Source organism: Nocardia sp. NPDC127606 (assembly GCF_042671725.1).
GTDB lineage: Bacteria > Actinomycetota > Actinomycetes > Mycobacteriales > Mycobacteriaceae > Nocardia.
The window spans coordinates 91,554-108,583 of record NZ_JBHXWQ010000007.1 but is presented as its reverse complement, the minus strand read 5'-3'; the positions used below and the strand labels follow the sequence as shown (position 1 = coordinate 108,583).

The window sequence follows — 17,030 nt, the reverse complement described above, 5'->3', positions numbered from 1 at the left end:
TGTTAGCGTGCGGCGGTGCGTATCTGGCTGTTCCCGACGATCGTCCTGACCTTGCTCAGTGCGCTGATGGCCACGATGTATCTCGGCTACATCGTCGACCCCGAGAAGAATCTGCACGACTTCCCGATCGCGCTGGTCGACCAGGATGTGGGCGATACGCTGGGTTCGCCACCGCAGTGGCGCGATATCGGCAACGAGATCACCGCGGCATTGCGCGAGGGTGTACCCGCGGACAAGATCGACCTGCGCGTGCTGGGAATTGCCCAGGCCGAAAGACAGCTACGCAGTGGCGAACTCTACGGCGCGATCATCATCGCGGGCGACTTCACCAAACGACTCGGCAATCTCGGCATGGGGAGCGTGATTCCCGGCGAGATCGAACGCCCCACGATCACGGTGCGGACCAATCCACGCACCGGCGCGTTCGCCTCGGCGATCGTGCAGCGATTCAGCGACCGGGCATTGGCCGAGGTGAACACACGAATCGGTGAGCAACTGCTCGATACCGTGACCGGGACACTCGGTCCCGACTACGCGCTGCCGGGGGCCACCGCGGTGACACTGCGCAACCCGGTCGAGGTGATCCACACCGAGTTCCATCCACTGCCCGACGGCAGCGGCGCCGGGCTCGGCGCGTTCTTCTACGCTCTGGTGCTCCTGCTCGCGGGCACGCTCGGCGCGATGATCGTCCACACGATGGTCGACGGTGCCCTCGGATTCGTGCCGACCGAGTACGGCCCCTGGTCACCGCACGTGCGACCCGCGCGGATCTCGCGGTGGCGCACCCTGCTGCTCAAATCGGGTGTGCTCGTCGTCGCGGCGCATCTGGTGGCAGCGGTGCTGCTCGTCGTCGCGCGCATCCTGGAAATGCCCATCGCACAGCCCCTTCCGCTGTTCCTCTACAGCACCTTCGCGATGATCGCCGTCGGTGTCACCGGCCTGTCGGTGCTCGCCGCGCTCGGCTCGGCGGGGCTGCTGGTGAACCTGATCGTGTTCGTCATTCTCGGGCTGCCGTCCTCGGCCGGTTCGGTGCCGATCGAGGCCACGCCTCGCTACTTCGGCGTGCTGGCCTCGTTCGAACCGCTGCATCAGGTGTACACGGCGGTCCGCGCGATTCTGTACTTCGACGCCGATCTGGGATCCGGGCTCGCGAGGGGCTTCTGGATGACTGCGCTGGGCCTGACGGTCGGGCTCGTCCTCGGCGCGGTGAGCACATCGGTCTATGACCGCGTCGGACTGCAGCGCAACCGTTCAGCGAACGGGTGACTCCCCGCGCTTGTGAGTCCGCACAACCCCGGCTGTGAGGTCATCGTGATCCCACCAGGCCATTCCATGGGACCGGCGACTACGACCTCCGATGTGGCTATGTTGCGATTCACACAAGTCCCACGACCAGCCCCATTCGCTGTCTGCCATACCGGAGTGCACTCGATGAATTCTCAAGCCATGGACCGGATCCACAATCCGCTCACCATCGCGAACGGGCGGGCCGCATCGAGTTTTCTGGGAAACGCCGACGAGCTGGTTTCCCAGCTGGTCTCCTATTTCGCCGAGAACGTGATGCCGTGCCAGGCACTGCCGAGCGAGGCGATGCGGGGCGATGTCACCGAATTCACCCGCCGCTGTCTGGCGCTGGCGATGGAGATGCTGGACAAGCGCACGACGCCGTCCGAGCAGCAACTGGTGGCGCTGCGCGCGGCCTCCGCCCAGCACGCGCGGGAGGGCGTGCCCGTCGGCACCTTGTTGCGCGCCTACGCCGAGGGGTTCCGGATCGGCTTCGAGCTCGTCATCGGTCAGGTGACCGCAGCCGATCTCGCCGAGGTCGTCGCGGGCACCCGCTTGCTGCTGCGCACGCTCGAGGTCATCAACGCGACGGTGACGAGCGCCTATCTCGACGAGCAGCGCCAGGTCGCCAAGGAACACCAGACCGGTGCGCAGACGATGGTGTCGGCGCTGCTGAGCGGCCACGGTGTCGGCGCGCTCACCCGGCAGACCGGAATCAGAGTCGCCGACTCGTATCAGGTGGTGGCGCTGATGATTCCGGAGCTGGCCGAGGAGCACGACCCGCGCGTGGACGCGCAGGTGGTGGCGCGCCGCAAACTGCGGCGGGTGCAGGCGGCGCTGGCCGATGCTTTCGCCTCACGGTCACTCGCCCTGCTGAGCACCAACGGTGGCACCCTGCTGATCCCGAGCGACGAACCCGAACTACCGCGCATGACCGGCGATGTCCTCGCCACGATCGGCGCGACCTCGGGAGTCGAGCTCACCGCGACCCTGGTGCCCGCCCCGACCGAGCAGATCCCGCAGGCCACCGAGGAGGCACACGAGCTGCTCGAGCTGGTGCGCGGTATCGCCAAACCCGCTGGGCTGTACGAGCTCTCGGATGTCGCGATCGAATATCAGCTCACCCGACCCGGTCCGGCGCGCGAGCACCTGGCCGGTGTCATCGCCCCGCTCGCCACGCATCCCGAGCTGCTGGAAACACTGCGGACCTACATGGCCACGGGCCTCAATCGCAAAGCCACCGGCCGGCGACTGCACGTGCACCCCAACACCATCGATTACCGCCTGCGTCGAGTGAGCGGACTGACCGACCTCGACCTGACGACCGCGGAGGGCATTCTGCGGGCCCGTATCGCGCTGCTCGCCGACGATATGGTGCACACCCGGGGCGCCGCGTGAACTCGCGTGGCGCCCCGGGCCGGGCTCACGCGATCAATGCCCGGGCCGCGGCGACCCCGGATCGATAGCAGGCCTCCAATTGCGCGCCCAGCAGGTAGTCGCCCGCAAGCTGTAGTCCCGCCACGGATTCGGTCTGTTCACGCACCACAGTGCGGAATCCGGCATGATCGGGCAGGTAGGCGCAGTGCGCCGCGGCCCAGCTGCGGGTTTCGGTGCGCACCCGCTCGATCGCCGGGCCGCCGAGGTGACCGCGCACCTTCGCCTCGGCGGCGTCGATCCACTCGGCCAAGAGCTGCGCATCCGGACTCGGCCGGGCATCGCGCCCGCTGAAGGTGTAGCGGACGATATCGAGATCGTTCACGCCGTAGACCCCGGCGGCGCTGCACGGCCCCGAGTCGAACGCGATCGATCGAACGGTGCTGCCGAAGAAGGGCTGCTCGTATTGCACCACCGCGACCGTGGACGGGTAGTAGGCCACCTCGCTCAACGCCTTGCTCAGCGCGGGAACCACGGGTTCCAGCAGGTCGGCGGCGGCGTGTGCCGGGGTCGCCAGGACGACACCGTCATAGGCGGAAAACGTGGTGGCACCGCCATTTTCCGCGATATCGAGCCCGACTACCCGGCCGTCGCGCACCACGATGCGATCCACACGGGTGCCGAGCCGGACCGGCACCTGACCGGCGAACCAGTCCAGGACCGGCTGCAGGCCGTCGACGAGCTGGTCGTATCGATCCTGCACCATGCCCAGGCTCACTCCGAACGCGCCGAGGAACACCTCGTCCGGTTCGGCGGCGTTGAGTCGAACTGTCAACGGCCGCAGCACAGTACGGCCGAACTCAGCGCCGAATCGCGCGCCGAGTGCGACGCTGTCGTTGTCGGTGCCCGCTTTCCCGAAGTAGTCCGACCCCAGGTAGCGATTGCGCTCGTCGAAGCGCACGCGCGCACCGTAGTAGAGCATGCGCGCGGCATCGATCGGCGACCCCATGCGCAGCAGATGACGAAGGAATCCGGCGATCCCGGGGTTGTCGAGTGTCACCAGTTCGCCGTTGATGATCTGCGAACTGTTGATACCGAAGGGCTCGTACGCCCGTTCCCCGGACGCGGCGACGAACCCGCGCAGCTCGTGGTAGTGGCGACCGATGTTCTTGCCGCCCATCATGATCGGCCGACCACCGAGGGTGTCGAAGCCGCAGCGGCCGCCGAGCACCGCGTCCCGCTCGAGCAGTTCGACGGTGTGGCCTGCCCGGTGCAGCGCGAAGGCGGCGCCGATGCCGGACAAGCCGCCGCCGACGACCGCGTACCGTTTCGCCGATGCTGTGGTCATGATCCGATCTCCTGTCGTTGCGTGGACACGGGATAGTGCGCCAGCTCGACGTGGGCGAGGGCGATGCGGTTGCCGTACTGGTGCAGCGCCACCTCGACCGTGATCTCGTCCAGGTCGAGATCGCCGACGGCGGCGGTGGTGCAGGTGATGGGGGCGTCCAGTTCGGCGAAGTCGGTGAACTGGGCTTCGAGGTCGATCACCGCGGCGACCGGTGAGGTGAGCAGTCCCGCCGAGGTCGCCGACAGCACCGCTGCCTGCCGGAACGCCTCGAGCAGCAACGGGCCGGGGACATGGTCGTACTGATGGTCGAAGAAGCTCGGATGGCCGCGGTCCACCACCACGACGAGGTCTTGGGCCGCGGTACGGGCGAGCACGACATTGCGCGGGTCGCGCCTGCCGACGAGTTCGGGTGGCAATCGCCGCACCGAGTCGGGACCGACTGCGGCGAGGGCGGAGCGCTTGCCCTGCTGGAGTTCGCGGAACTCGTCGTAAGCGTCACGGGGGAAGGTGATTCCGCTGCCGCGCAGCGTCATCGCCAGCGCCCCGTGGACGGTCAGCGTGGCGTCGAAGGACACATCGTGGTAGTAGCCGCGCCCGGTCCCCGCCGCGCCGGGGCGCAGGCGCACCACTCCCTCGAGCGGGTCTCGCTCGCTGTCGCGGAACAAGCTCAGGTCTTCCACCGCGAACGCCATCCGCTGCAGGCTGGCCGGCGCGTCGGCGGGTACACCGAGGTGTCGCTGACCGACGACGAGCAGCGCCTGCCGGACGGCCTCGACGGCGGAGAACGGATCATGGTAGGCGACGAGGCGATCGAACCACAGCGAATGCGCCCGCGGCACCTGCACGGCGGCAAGGTATTCCGAGCTGCCGACGATCGCGGTGTCGGCGACGTAGACCTCGGCGAGCCCGCGCCGGTGAGCCAGCGCGGCGGGCACCAACTGCTCGAATCCCAGGGTGCCGCGTACCGGCGACAGTCCCCCGCTCATGCGAGCACCGCCTCGTGGGTCGCCGCGTCGCACCAGATCCGGGTGGCGAGTACGGCGCCCAGCGCCCGTGGCGTCGGGTGGGTGAACAGATCCTCCAGCGAGAGCTGGGTGCCCGCGGCGGCATTGATTCTGCCGCGCAGTTCGAGGGCGGACAACGAGGTGAGCCCGATCGCGAGAACCGTGGCGTCGAGGTCGATCTCGTCCTCGGCGAGGTCGATGAGGATCTCGCGGATCTGATCCACCACCAGCCGCACCGCGACTTCGGCGCGCCGGTCCTCGGGAACGCTCAGCAGGTCCGAACGCGCCGACGGTGCCTCCCCCGCGGGTGCGTCGCGCCGAACGGCAATCCTGTCACCGGCGAGTTCGGCGCCCGCGACGCCGATCATGCTTTCGAGCACGGCGCTGTCGGTGTGGACCCAGTAGCGGCGATGCTGGAACGCATAGGTCGGCAGATCGACGGCCCTGGTGGTGTCGTCGGAACACAGTGCCGACCAACCGACTTCGGCACCGGCCACCCAGGCTCCCGCGACGGCTTTGATCGCCGAACCGGCTTCGTCGGCGCCCGGTCGCAGCACCGGATGGGCCGTGCTGCCGGTATCGGCGAGTACCTCGTAGACCAGCCCGGACAGGGTGTCTCCCGCCCCGAGTTCGAGATAGGTGACGACGCCGGATTCGTGCAGTCGCAGCACACTCTCGTGGAAACGCACCGGCTCGCGGGCCTGACGTACCCAGTAGTCGATCGAAGTCAGCTGTCCCGGTGCGGATTCCGTGCCTGTCATGGTGGAGAGGAAAGGGATGCGCGGTTCGTCGAGGCGAACGGTCGCGACGATCGAGCGGAATTCGTCGACGATCGCGTCCACGTGCGGCGAGTGGAAGCCACGGTCTACGCCGAGCCTGGCTACTCGTCGGCCGCGTTCGCGCCAGTGCCGGGCGAGCTCACCCACCGCGGCGACATCTCCTGCGATCACGGTGGCGTTCGGCCCGTTGGCCGCGGCGACCGACACCTCGGTCTCGCGACCGGCGATGGAGGCCGCGACCTCGGCCATGGATGCCCGCACGGAGACCATCGCGCCCACGTCCATCCGCTGCATCAGCCGACCGCGCGCGGCGACCACGGCCACCGCGTCGTCCAGGGACAGCACACCCGCGACGTGCGCGGCGCTGAGTTCGCCGATCGAGTGACCGACAACGAAATCGGGAACCACTCCCCAGGATTCGAGCAGCCGGAACAGCGCCACCTGTAGGGCGAACACAGCGGGCTGGGTGTAGTCGGTGCGCGCGAGCATCTCACCCGTCCCGAACATCACGGTCCGCAACGGATGCTCGAGATGGCCGTCGAAACGCGCGCAGATCGTGTCGAGCGCCTCGGCGAACACCGGGTACGTGTCAGAGAGACCTCGGCCGGCGCCCGCGAGTTGTCCGCCCTGACCGGGGAACATCATCGCCAGCTTGCCGCCGGTGCCACGGCGCGACAGGACTGCCGAGGGGGCGGTGTGTTCGTCGGCGACGGCCGTGAGTCCGTCGAGGAACTCGCCGCGGGTGTTCGCCACGACGACGGCGCGATGGTCGAATCTCGTTCGCGTGGTTGCCAGGGAGTGAGCGATGTCGGCGAGATCGTCCGAGGAATTCGCGACTGCCGTGCGCAGCCGTGCCGCCTGGTCACACAGTGCGGCGGCGGTGCGTGCCGACAGCAGCCACGGAGTCGGCGGGAGTGTCGGCCTCGGATGCGCCGGGGCGAAGGTCTGCGTGGCGGCCGCCGAAGCCGATACGGCGGGACCGGAGCCGGCCGAAATCACCGCGGGTACTTCGGGTTCCGGTGCTTGCTCGACGATCAAGTGGGCGTTGGTGCCGCTGATGCCGAAGGACGACACCGCGGCCCGGCGTCGGTGTTCGGTCGTCGGCCATGGCTGCGGCCGCAGCGCCAGCCGGATTCGATCCCCGGTCCAGTCGGCGTGCGCGGTCGGCGCGTCGACGTGCAGCGTGGGCGGGACCGTCCCGTGGCGGATCGCCTGCACCGCTTTGATCAGTCCGGCCACGCCCGCGGCCGACTGCGTGTGTCCCATATTCGATTTCACCGATCCCAGCAGCAGCGGCGGCGCACCGTCGCGCTGTCCGTAGGTGGCCAGCAGGGCCTGTGCCTCCACCGGGTCACCGAGCACGGTGCCGGTGCCGTGGCCCTCCACCATGTCGATGTCGGCAGCGCGCAGACCGGCGTTGGCCAGCGCGGACGCGATCACCCGCTGCTGTGCCGGTCCACGCGGTGCGGTGAGCCCGTTGGACGCGCCGTCACTGTTCACCGCCGAACCGCGCAACACCGCGAGCACACGGTGCCCGTGCCGCTGCGCCTCCGAAAGGCGCTCCAGGAGAACGACACCGATGCCCTCACCCCAGGCGGTGCCGTCCGCGCCCGCGGCGTAGGACTTGCATCGCCCGTTGGGCGCCAGCGCACGCTGACGCGAGAACAGCGCGAACGGCATCGGGGTGGACATCACCGTCACGCCGCCGGCGAGCGCCATGCCGCATTCGCGCAGGCGTAACGACTGCATCGCCTGATGAATCGCGACCAGCGATGAGGAGCAGGCGGTGTCGACGGTCACCGCCGGACCTTCCAGACCCAGCAGGTACGCGATCCGGCCCGCCGCCATCGAGGCGTGGTTGCCGGTGAAGTAGTAGGTCTCCGCGCCATCCCAGGCCTGCGTGGCGCCGAATCCGTAACCCTGATCGCTGAATCCCACGAACACCCCGGTGTCGGTGCCGCGCAAGGTCGTCGGGTCCACGCGGGCCCGCTCGACCGATTCCCAGGCGAGTTCGAGCAGCAAGCGCTGCTGCGGGTCCATCGCCTCGGCCTCGCGCGGGCTGATCCCGAAGAACCCGGCGTCGAACTCGCCCGCTTTCTCGAGGAAACCACCTTCGCGCACATAGGATTTGGCGAATTTGTCCGGGTCGGGATCGTAGAACCCGTCCACGTCCCAGCCGCGATCGGCCGGGAACTCCGAGATCAGGTCGCGCCCCTCGACCAGCGCCTCCCACAGGTGCTCGGGCGATTCGATTCCGCCGGGGAACCGGCACGACATTCCCACAATCGCGATCGGTTCCCGCGCGCGTGCCTGCTCGTCCTCGAGCTGCTGTCTGGTCTCCTGTAACTGTCGGGTGGCGCGTTTGAGATAGGTGCGAAGTTCCGCTTCGGTGGCCATCAGCCTCTCGCTTTCTGTCTCGGCTCAGACCGAACGGACCTGGTCGATGAGATCGAACAGGGCGTCGTCATCGGCGCCGTCGATGTTGTCGACCAGATCGCTCGCCGAATCGCCACGCAGGGTGCGCACGAGGTCGTTGATCCGCAGCAGCAGTTCGTCGACCCGCTCCGCCGCCAGCTCCACCCCGACACATCCCGCCGCCAAGGCGTCGAGCTGTCCGACGATGCGGGCTCCCGGGTCGTCCACGGGCGCGATCTCGGTGCGCAGGTAGCTCGCCAGCGCGGCGGCATTGGGGTAGTCGAAGACGATCGTCGTGCGCAGCTTCGCGCCGGTGGCCGCCTCGAGCCGGTTACGGAATTCCACGGCGCCCAAGGAATCGAAACCCAGGTCGGTGAACGCGGTATCGGCGGGCACCGCCTCCGCCGACGCGTGACCGAGGACGGCCGCCGCGTGCGACCGGATGACGCCGAGGATGATCCGCTCCTGTTCGGCGGGCTCCTGACCGGTGAGGCCCGCCAGCAGCTTCGCCGACTCATCGGAGCCACCGCCTGCCGCCCGGCGCGGGCCACGCAGCAGCGACCGCAGCATCGCGGGCATCTCGTCGACGTCGCCGAGCGAGCCAAGCGCCGTGAGATCGAGCCGTGCGGGTACGGCCAGTGCTCGGCCGGTCGACAGGGCGTTGTCGAACAGGGCCATCCCCTCGTCGTCGGTGAGCGGGATCAGCCCTTCGCGGCGCATTCGCCGCAGGTCACGCTCGGTCAGGTGCCCCGTGATGCCGGTCCCGCGCTCCCACAGCCCCCACGCCATCGCGGTGGCGCTCAGGCCACGGTGTCTGCGGTGCTGGGCCAGCGCGTCGAGGAACCCGTTGGCCGCGGCGTAGTTCGCCTGGCCCGGGTTGCCGAGCAGGCCCGCGATCGAGGAGTACATGACGAACATCGCCAGCGGGTGCCCGTCGGTCACCTCGTGCAGGAGCCAGGCGGCATCGGCCTTGGGGCGCAGCACTGCGGTGATGTGCTCAGGGGTGTGCTCGCTGAACAACGCGTCCTCGACGACGCCCGCGGTGTGGACGACACCGGTCAGCGGGTGCGCGGCGGGGATCGCCGCCACCAGTGCGGTGAGGGCGTCGCGGTCGCCGACATCGCAGGCGGCGATGTCGACCTGGGCGCCGAGCGCGGACAGTTCGGCGGCGAGTTCGCTCGCGCCGTCCGCGTCGGGTCCGCGACGGCTGGTGAGCAGCAGGTGCCGAACTCCGTGTGTGGCCACCAGGTGCCGGGCGGCCAGCGCGCCGAGGCCGCCGGTGCCGCCGGTCACCAGAACGGTGCCGTCGCGGTCGAGGGGGGTCGGCACGGTCAGCACGTATTTGCCGACGTGGCGTGCCTGGCTCAGCTGACGGAATGCCTCGGGTGCGCGCCGCACGTCCCATCGGGTCACCGGAAGTGGTTGGAGGTCACCGAATTCGAACAGCTTGCGCAGCTCGGTCAGAATCTCGTGCAGCCGGTCCGGGCCCGCCTCCATCAGGATGAAGTTCTGGTATCGGACGCCTGGGTGGGTTACCGCGATCTCGTCGGCGTCCCGCAGGTCGGTCAAACCCATCTCGATGAACCGACCGCCGCGCGGCAGCAGGTCCAGCGACGCGTCCACCTTGTCGCCCGCGAGGGAGTCGAGCACGACATCGACACCGCGCCCGCCGGTGGCCTCGAGGAACTTCGTCTTGAACTCGGTGGTCCGCGTATTGCCGATCCGCTCGTCATCGAAGCCGTTCGCACGCAGGACATCCCACTTGCCGGGGCTGGCCGTAACGTAGAGATCCAACCCGAGATGGCGGGCCAACTGCACCGCGGCCATGCCGACGCCGCCGGTGGCGGCATGGATCAGCAGCGACTCCCCCGACCGCACCCGCGCCAGGTCGACCAGCGAGTAGTAGGCCGTGGCGAACACGATCGGTGCGGCCGCCGCTTCGTCGAACGACCAGCCTTCCGGAATCTTGATGACCGTGCGCCGGTCGGCCACCACCGTGGCACTGACGCCGGTGAAGATACCCATCACCCGATCGCCCACCGCGAAATCCACCACATCGGGAGCGACCGCGACGATCACCCCCGCACCCTCGCCACCGATGGCGGTGTTCGGGATCGGGTACATCCCGAGCACGATCAGCACATCGCGGAAGTTGACACCCGCCGCCCGTACCGCGATCCGCACCTGGCCGGGTCCGAGCGGCTCGATCCCTGCCGGAGCCAGAATCATGTTGTCGCCGTTGAGGGTTCCGCGCCCGTGGTCGACCAATCGCCAGTCGTCCTCGCCGAGCAGCTCAGCCGACCCGACCGTGTCCGCACCCGAGCGCACCAGGCGCGGCGCGTGCGTCTCCCCGTACCGGATCGCCAGTTGCGGCTCGGTGGTGAGTGCGGCGCAGCTGCGCACCGCCTCGCGATAGTCGCTGCGATCATCGAGATCGAGCAGCGCGATGCGGCCGGGGTTCTCGTTCTGCGCGGACCGCAACAGACCCCACACTGCCGCGCCGACCAGGTCACCGACATCGTCGGCGCCGTGGATCGCCACGGCGCCGCGGGTCACGAAAACCACCAGGGCCTTGGCGAATTCGTCGTCGTCGAGCAAGCGCTGCACCACTGTCTGCACGGCGATCACCTGCTCGCGCACGGCGGCGGGAACGGGCGCGGTGACATCGCTGTGCACGCGCACGACAACGAGATCGCGATCAGCGCGTTCGCAGCGCTCGACAGTCACTCCGCCGTCCTCGAAGTCCAGATCGGACCATTCGCCTTGTCCCGCAACGGTTTCGGGCGAGGGTATGGTCACCCAGTTCATCTCGTACAGTCCGCCATCCGAGGACGCCGGGCGCTGACCCAGCGCTTCGAGGGAGATCTCGCGCAGCGCCAGTGATCGCGCACCGGCCACCGGCCTCCCTGCCGAATCGGTGAGTTCGAGACCGATACGGTCGGTGCCGACCGGTGTGAGGCGAACCCGCAGCGACGACGCGCCCACCGCGTGCAGCGCGACGCCTTCCCAAGCGAACGGGAGCCGGATCTTGCCGGATTCGGTCGGGCCGACCGTGCCGGTCGCGATCATCGCGTGCAGTGCGGCGTCGAGCAGCGCGGGGTGCAGACCGAACTCGGCCGCCTCCCCGGTGGCCGATTCGGGCAGTGCCACCTCGGCCAGTACCTCGTCGCCGTGGCGCCAGATCTGGCCGAGGCCACGGAAAGCGGAGCCGTAGTCGTAACCGACCGCGGCCATCGCCTCGTACGGGTCGCCGACTGCCACCGCCACCGCACCCACAGGAGGCCAGGCACCGCCGGCCGCCACCGCGATCTCCTGCGACGGTTCCAAGGTGCCGGTGGCGTGTCCGGTCCACGGCGACTCCTCCACAGAAGTCGTCTGTAGACGCGAAAACACCCCGATCGTCCGATGCCCGGATTCCTGGGCCGGTCCCACCAGTACCTGTAGGTCCACCGCGCCGGTCTCGGGGATCACGAGCGGTGCTTCGAGCACGAGTTCACCGACGACCGGGCACTGTACGAATTGACCCGCATGCCACGCGAGTTCGATGAACGCGGTGCCGGGCAGCAGGACTGCGCCACCGATCCGGTGTCCGGCCAACCACGGGTGCGAATGCAGCGACAGTCGCCCGGTCAGCAGCAATCCGCCGTCCTGGGCGAGGCCGATCTTCGCACCGAGCAGCGGATGGTCGTCGGCGTCGAGACCGGCACCGCGCACATTGCTGCCTTCGCTGACCTCGAGCCAGTACCGATCACGTTGGAAGGCATAGGTCGGCAGGTCTACCGGGCGGGCGTCGGTGCCTTCGAAGAGCGGGCCCAGATCCAGTGACGCCCCGTGGGAATACAGCGTGGACAGTCCTGCGACGAACGCGAGGTCTCCCGCGATGCCCGGCCGCTGCAACGCGGCGGCGGCCATCGCCGCACCGTCGTCGACGATCTCGTGCACCATCGCCGTGAGCGCGGCCCCGGGGCCCATCTCGGCAAAGCAGTTGACCCCGCCCTGCTCACGGGCCCACCGCACCGCGTCCAGGTAGCGAACCGGTTCGCGCAGGTGGCTCACCCAGTATTCCGGCGAGCACAACTGCGCGGCCTCGGCCACCTTGCCGGTGAGCGCCGAGATCACCGGCACGGTCGGCGGGCGATAGGTCAGACCCCGACAGACTTCTCCGAATTCCGCCAGCACCGCGTCCATCTGGGGCGAGTGGAACGCATGACTGACCCGCAATCGGTGGGTACGCACGCCGTCGGCCGCCAACTGCTCGGCGATGGCGTCCACGGACGCCTGCGCACCCGAAACAACCACGGACGCGGGCCCGTTCACCGCGGCGATGCCGACGTCCTCGTACCGACGCGCGAGTTCGGCGACGGTCTCCGCGTCCGCGGCGACCGCGACCATCGCCCCGCCCTCCGGCGCGGACTGCATGAGCCGACCACGGGCGGCGACCAGGGTGCAGGCATCCGACAGCGACCAGACTCCGGCCACATAGGCCGCCACGATCTCACCGATCGAGTGACCGAGCACGAATGCCGGTCGCAATCCCCATGATTCGGCCAGCCGGTACATCGCCACCTCGGTCGCGAAGAGCGCGATCTGGGCGATCTCGGTCCGGTCGAGCGATGCCGCGTCCGCCCGATCGTCGAAGATCAGCTCGCGCATCGGCGTTTCGCGGTACTGATCGAACTCCGCGCAGATCTCGTCGAAGGCGGCGCGATACACCGGATAGCCCTCGTACAACTCGTGCCCCATCCCGGCGCGTTGCGCGCCCTGACCGGGGAACATCACCGCCGTGATCGCCGCGGTGACGCTGCCACGCACCACATTCGGGGCCGGCTGTCCGTGCGCGAGTGCCCGCAGCCCGGCGGTCAGCTCCTCGGCGTCGTGGCCGACGATCACGGCGCGATGCTCGAACCGGGCACGGGTATCGAGCAGCGCGACACCGATATCGACCGGGTCGGCGCCGTGTTCGGCCTCGACCCGACCGAGCAGCGCGCCGGCCTGCGCGGCCACCGCGGCGGCGGACCGCGCGGTGACGACCCACGGAATCACCGGCGGTGCCACGGTTGCGCCCGATCGCTCGATCTCCGGCGAGGATTCGCCCCGCTCGATGACGACGTGCGCATTGGTGCCGCTGATCCCGAACGACGACACCGCGGCGCGCGGCGTCCGCCCTGTTGCGGGCCACGCCCGCGCCTCGGTGACCAACCGGACCGAGCCCGACGACCAGTCCACATGCGGCGTCGGCTCGTCGACGTTCAGCGTCGGCGGCACCACCCCGTGCCGCATCGCCATCACCATCTTGATCAGCCCACCGACGCCGGCGGCGGCCTGCGTGTGCCCCATATTCGACTTGAGCGACCCGAGCAGCAGCGCCTCCCCGCCCGCGCGCTCGGCGCCGTAGGTCGCGAGCAAGGCCTCCGCTTCGATGGGATCACCCAGACGGGTTCCGGTGCCGTGCGCCTCGACGACATCCACCTCGGTCGTGCTCAACCCGGCATCGGCCAGCGCGGATCGGATCACTCGCTGCTGGGACCGCCCGTTCGGGGCGGTCAGACCGTTGGACGCGCCGTCGGAATTCACCGCGGTGCCACGCACCAGACCCAGGATCTCGTGCCCGAGGCGCCTGGCCTCGGAGACGCGCTCGAGCAACAGCATGCCGACGCCCTCGCCCCACGCGGTGCCGTCGGCGCCCGCGGCGAACGACTTGCATCGGCCGTCGGCCGCCAGCGCACGCTGGGTGGAGAACGCGACGAACGCGGCAGGCGTCGCCATCACGGTGACACCGCCGGCCAGCGCCATCGTGGACTCACCGGAGCGCAACGATCGCACCGCCTGGTGAATCGCGACCAGCGAGGACGAGCACGCCGTGTCCACGGTGACCGACGGACCTTCCAGGCCCAGCACATACGACACCCGGCCCGAGGCGATACTCGACGCCTGACCGGTCATCAGGAACTGTTCGATCGTCGCGCGCACCCGCTCGTCGATATCGCGCGACGACGGGCCCTCGTTATCGGGCATCAAGCCGACGAAGACCCCCGTGGCGCTGCCCCGAACGGTCGTCGGATCGATGCCCGCCCGCTCGAAGGCCTCCCAGGCCGTCTCGAGCACGAGTCGCTGCTGCGAATCCATCGCCTGCGCCTCACGGGGGCTGATCCCGAAGAAGTTCGCGTCGAATCCGGTAGCGCCGTCGAGGAATCCGCCCGTCCGCACATACGACTTGCCCGGCACACCCGGCTCGGGGTCGAACAGACCCTCGACATCCCAGCCGCGATCGGCCGGCCACTGCGAGACCAGACTGCGCCCCTCGACCGCCGCCTGCCACAGCTCCTCCGGCGAAGTCACCCCACCCGGGTAACGGCACGCCATGCCGACGATGGCGATCGGCTCGGTCGCCCGCGCTTCCACATCATCGAGGCGCGCACGGGTGGTCTGCAGTTCCCGGATCGCCTTCTTCATGTAAGTGCGTAGTTCGTCTTCGCGAGCCATAGGGCAAACATCTCCTGCATCAGAGGTATCGACAGGGAATCGAGCAGTGCGGCGGGATCGGGTATCGGCCCGGCAATCCACTCGACAACACTGACCGGCGCCACGCTACGACAGCGGGCAACCGAATTCCGCGCGCGCCGGGCCTCTTTGGGAAACGACCAACGGTCCTCGCGTCGTCCCTGACATTTTCCAAACGCATTGCCACCCGGCGACCGCGATTCGTAAGGTCTTGCGCCATGGCAAGGACTCCCGATCCGATACCGGATCAGCACGGCCGACGATTCGTGATCACCGGAGCCAACGGCGGCCTCGGTGAGGTGGTGACCCGCACGTTGGCAGCCCGTGGCGCCACGGTGATCATGGCGTGCCGTGATACCGAACGGGGCCGCGCCATCGCTGATCAGCTGGTCGGCGATGTCTCCGTGGCGGCCCTGGATCTTGCCGATCTGTCCGACGTCCGGCGCTTCGCGCGGGAATGCGGCGAATTCGATGTGCTGATCAACAATGCCGGATTGATGAATGTGCCGTTCGCCCGTACCGCCGATGGATTCGAAACACAATTCGGCGTCAACCATCTCGGTCACTTCGCTTTGACCGGCCTGCTGCTGGATCGGATCCAGGACCGGGTCATCTCTTTGTCGAGCATTTCCCACGGGTGGACCAAGGCGCTGCCGCTCGACGATCTGCGCTTCGAACACCGCCGATACAGTCGACACGCGGCCTATCCGGAATCGAAGCTGGCCACCCTGATGTTCGGCCGCGAACTACAGCGCAGGCTGCGCGAATCCGGGTCGACGCTACGTTCCTACGCCGTGCACCCCGGTGTCGCACCGACCGGGCTCGTCGCCAAGACGCAGACGCCGCTCGACTACGTTGCCGAACCGTTCATCCGCCTGGTAGGCCAATCACGCACCGCGGCAGCGCAATCGATGCTCTACGCCGCCACCGCGCCGGATGCGGATCCCGATATCTATTGGGGCCCGACCAAGCTGTTCAACACCCGAGGACCGGTCAGCGCCTGCCCGTCGAGCGCGCTGTCTCAGGATCGGGCCCTCTGGCAGCAGTTGTGGACGGCATCCGAACGCGCCACCGGTGTCCGCTTTCCCGCGTCGGCGGTGACCCCATGAGAATTGGCCTGCGCACCCTGGCCTGTGCCGTCATGGTCGGTGTTCTCGCTGCCTCGGGCCCACCGTCGGCCACCGGGGCACCACCGGTGTATCCGGCTCCCGACCCCGACCCCTTCTACGCCGCGCCCGCCGACATCGCGAGCATGGAACCCGGGGCCGTGCTGGCGGTCCGGGTCCAAGAGCCGCTGCCCTACTTCCCCACCGCCACAGTCACTTTGGTGAAGTTTCGGTCCAACGATTCCCAGGGCAGGCCGATCGCCGCGACGACCACGATCCTCACCCCGAAAGACCATCGCCCGGGCGCGCCGCTGCTGTCCTACCAGCACATCATCAACGGTCTCGGCACCCAGTGCGCGGTCTCGCGTGCCCTCTACGCCTACGATCCGAATCTGCTCTATCGCGCTGTGCCGCTGCTGAACACGATGCTGCTGCGCGGCTGGAGCATCGCCCTGCCGGACCATCTCGGCCCCAACGCCGCCTACGGCGCGGCCAGACTGGGCGGCCAGATCACCCTCGACGGCATCCGCGCCGCGACCAGGGTCGCAGAACTCGGCCTCGCCGACAGCCCGGCCGCCATGCTCGGGTACTCCGGCGGCGGCATGGCGACCGGCTGGGCGGCCGCGCTCGCACCGCAGTACGCGCCCGAATTGCGCCTGGTCGGCGCCGCGCAGGGCGGGGTGCCGATGAACATCACCACGATGGCACGCGCACTCGGCTTCGCCCCGCATCCCATGTTCGGTCTCGCGATGGCCGCCGCGCTCGGCCTCGAACGCGAGTACCCCGACCGCCTGCCGATCAGCGGGCAGCTCAACGACACCGGCTTGGCGGTGCGCGATGCCATGGCCAACGGGTGCACGGTCGAACTCATCGCCGCCGGAGCCATGCACAGCGCCTCCGATCTCGCCTCGACCGTCTCACTGATCGACGACCCGCGGGCGTGGGAAGTGGGCGACGCCAACAGCCTGGAACTGTTCGAGCCCGTGCCGACGATCCCGATCTTCGAGTGGCACACCCCCATCGACCCGCTCATCCCCGTCGACGCGGTCGATCGCACGAACCAGCGCTACTGCTTGGCCGGGACACCGGTGCAGTCGGAGCTCTATCCGAGCCCCGATCACCTGGCCACCGCGGTGATGGGTTTCCCATCTGCCGTCGCGTGGCTCGATGCCCGCTTCCACGGCGAACCCGCGCCGAGCAACTGCTGACTTCCCCCAGA

8 protein-coding genes are annotated in these 17,030 nt (G+C 68.8%); 4 read left to right on the top strand and 4 right to left on the bottom strand.

Going from position 1 to position 17,030, the window contains the following annotated elements; all coding sequences use genetic code 11:
* Window positions 1–15 precede the first annotated feature (15 nt).
* Both ACFVJ5_RS26810 and ACFVJ5_RS26805 read left to right on the top strand, forming a co-directional pair.
* Window positions 16–1,266, top strand: a complete 1,251-nt coding sequence (locus tag ACFVJ5_RS26810) for a YhgE/Pip domain-containing protein (protein WP_379224144.1) — start codon at window positions 16–18, stop codon at window positions 1,264–1,266.
* 165 nt (window positions 1,267–1,431) lie between these two features.
* Window positions 1,432–2,682, top strand: a complete 1,251-nt coding sequence (locus tag ACFVJ5_RS26805; RefSeq protein ID WP_379224142.1) for a PucR family transcriptional regulator — start codon at window positions 1,432–1,434, stop codon at window positions 2,680–2,682.
* A gap of 25 nt (window positions 2,683–2,707) precedes the next feature.
* On the opposite strand, the gene ACFVJ5_RS26800 is transcribed toward ACFVJ5_RS26805, so the two are convergent.
* From ACFVJ5_RS26800 to ACFVJ5_RS26785, 4 genes are read right to left on the bottom strand one after another with little or no spacing between them, the layout of a single operon-like run.
* A complete protein-coding gene (locus ACFVJ5_RS26800) occupies window positions 2,708–4,006 on the bottom strand; it encodes an FAD-dependent oxidoreductase (protein WP_379224140.1) in 1,299 nt (432 codons plus the stop codon).
* Window positions 4,003–4,992, bottom strand: a complete 990-nt coding sequence (locus ACFVJ5_RS26795) for an AfsA-related hotdog domain-containing protein (RefSeq protein WP_379224138.1) — start codon at window positions 4,990–4,992, stop codon at window positions 4,003–4,005. Before ACFVJ5_RS26795 ends, ACFVJ5_RS26800 begins: the two co-directional genes overlap by 4 nt.
* Window positions 4,989–8,186, bottom strand: coding sequence for a type I polyketide synthase (locus ACFVJ5_RS26790; protein WP_379224136.1), 3,198 nt, complete (start codon window positions 8,184–8,186; stop codon window positions 4,989–4,991). Before ACFVJ5_RS26790 ends, ACFVJ5_RS26795 begins: the two co-directional genes overlap by 4 nt.
* Before the next feature lie 24 nt (window positions 8,187–8,210).
* A complete protein-coding gene (locus ACFVJ5_RS26785; RefSeq protein ID WP_379224134.1) occupies window positions 8,211–14,687 on the bottom strand; it encodes a type I polyketide synthase in 6,477 nt (2,158 codons plus the stop codon).
* Window positions 14,688–14,923: 236 nt separating this feature from the next.
* Here ACFVJ5_RS26785 and ACFVJ5_RS26780 point away from each other — a divergent pair, with 236 nt between their 5' ends.
* Both ACFVJ5_RS26780 and ACFVJ5_RS26775 read left to right on the top strand, forming a co-directional pair.
* Entirely contained in the window at window positions 14,924–15,814 is an 891-nt protein-coding gene (locus ACFVJ5_RS26780) for an oxidoreductase (protein WP_379224133.1), read from the top strand.
* A complete protein-coding gene (locus ACFVJ5_RS26775) occupies window positions 15,811–17,019 on the top strand; it encodes a lipase family protein (protein ID WP_379224131.1) in 1,209 nt (402 codons plus the stop codon). The genes ACFVJ5_RS26780 and ACFVJ5_RS26775 overlap by 4 nt, the downstream gene beginning before the upstream one ends.
* Window positions 17,020–17,030: the final 11 nt, after the last annotated feature.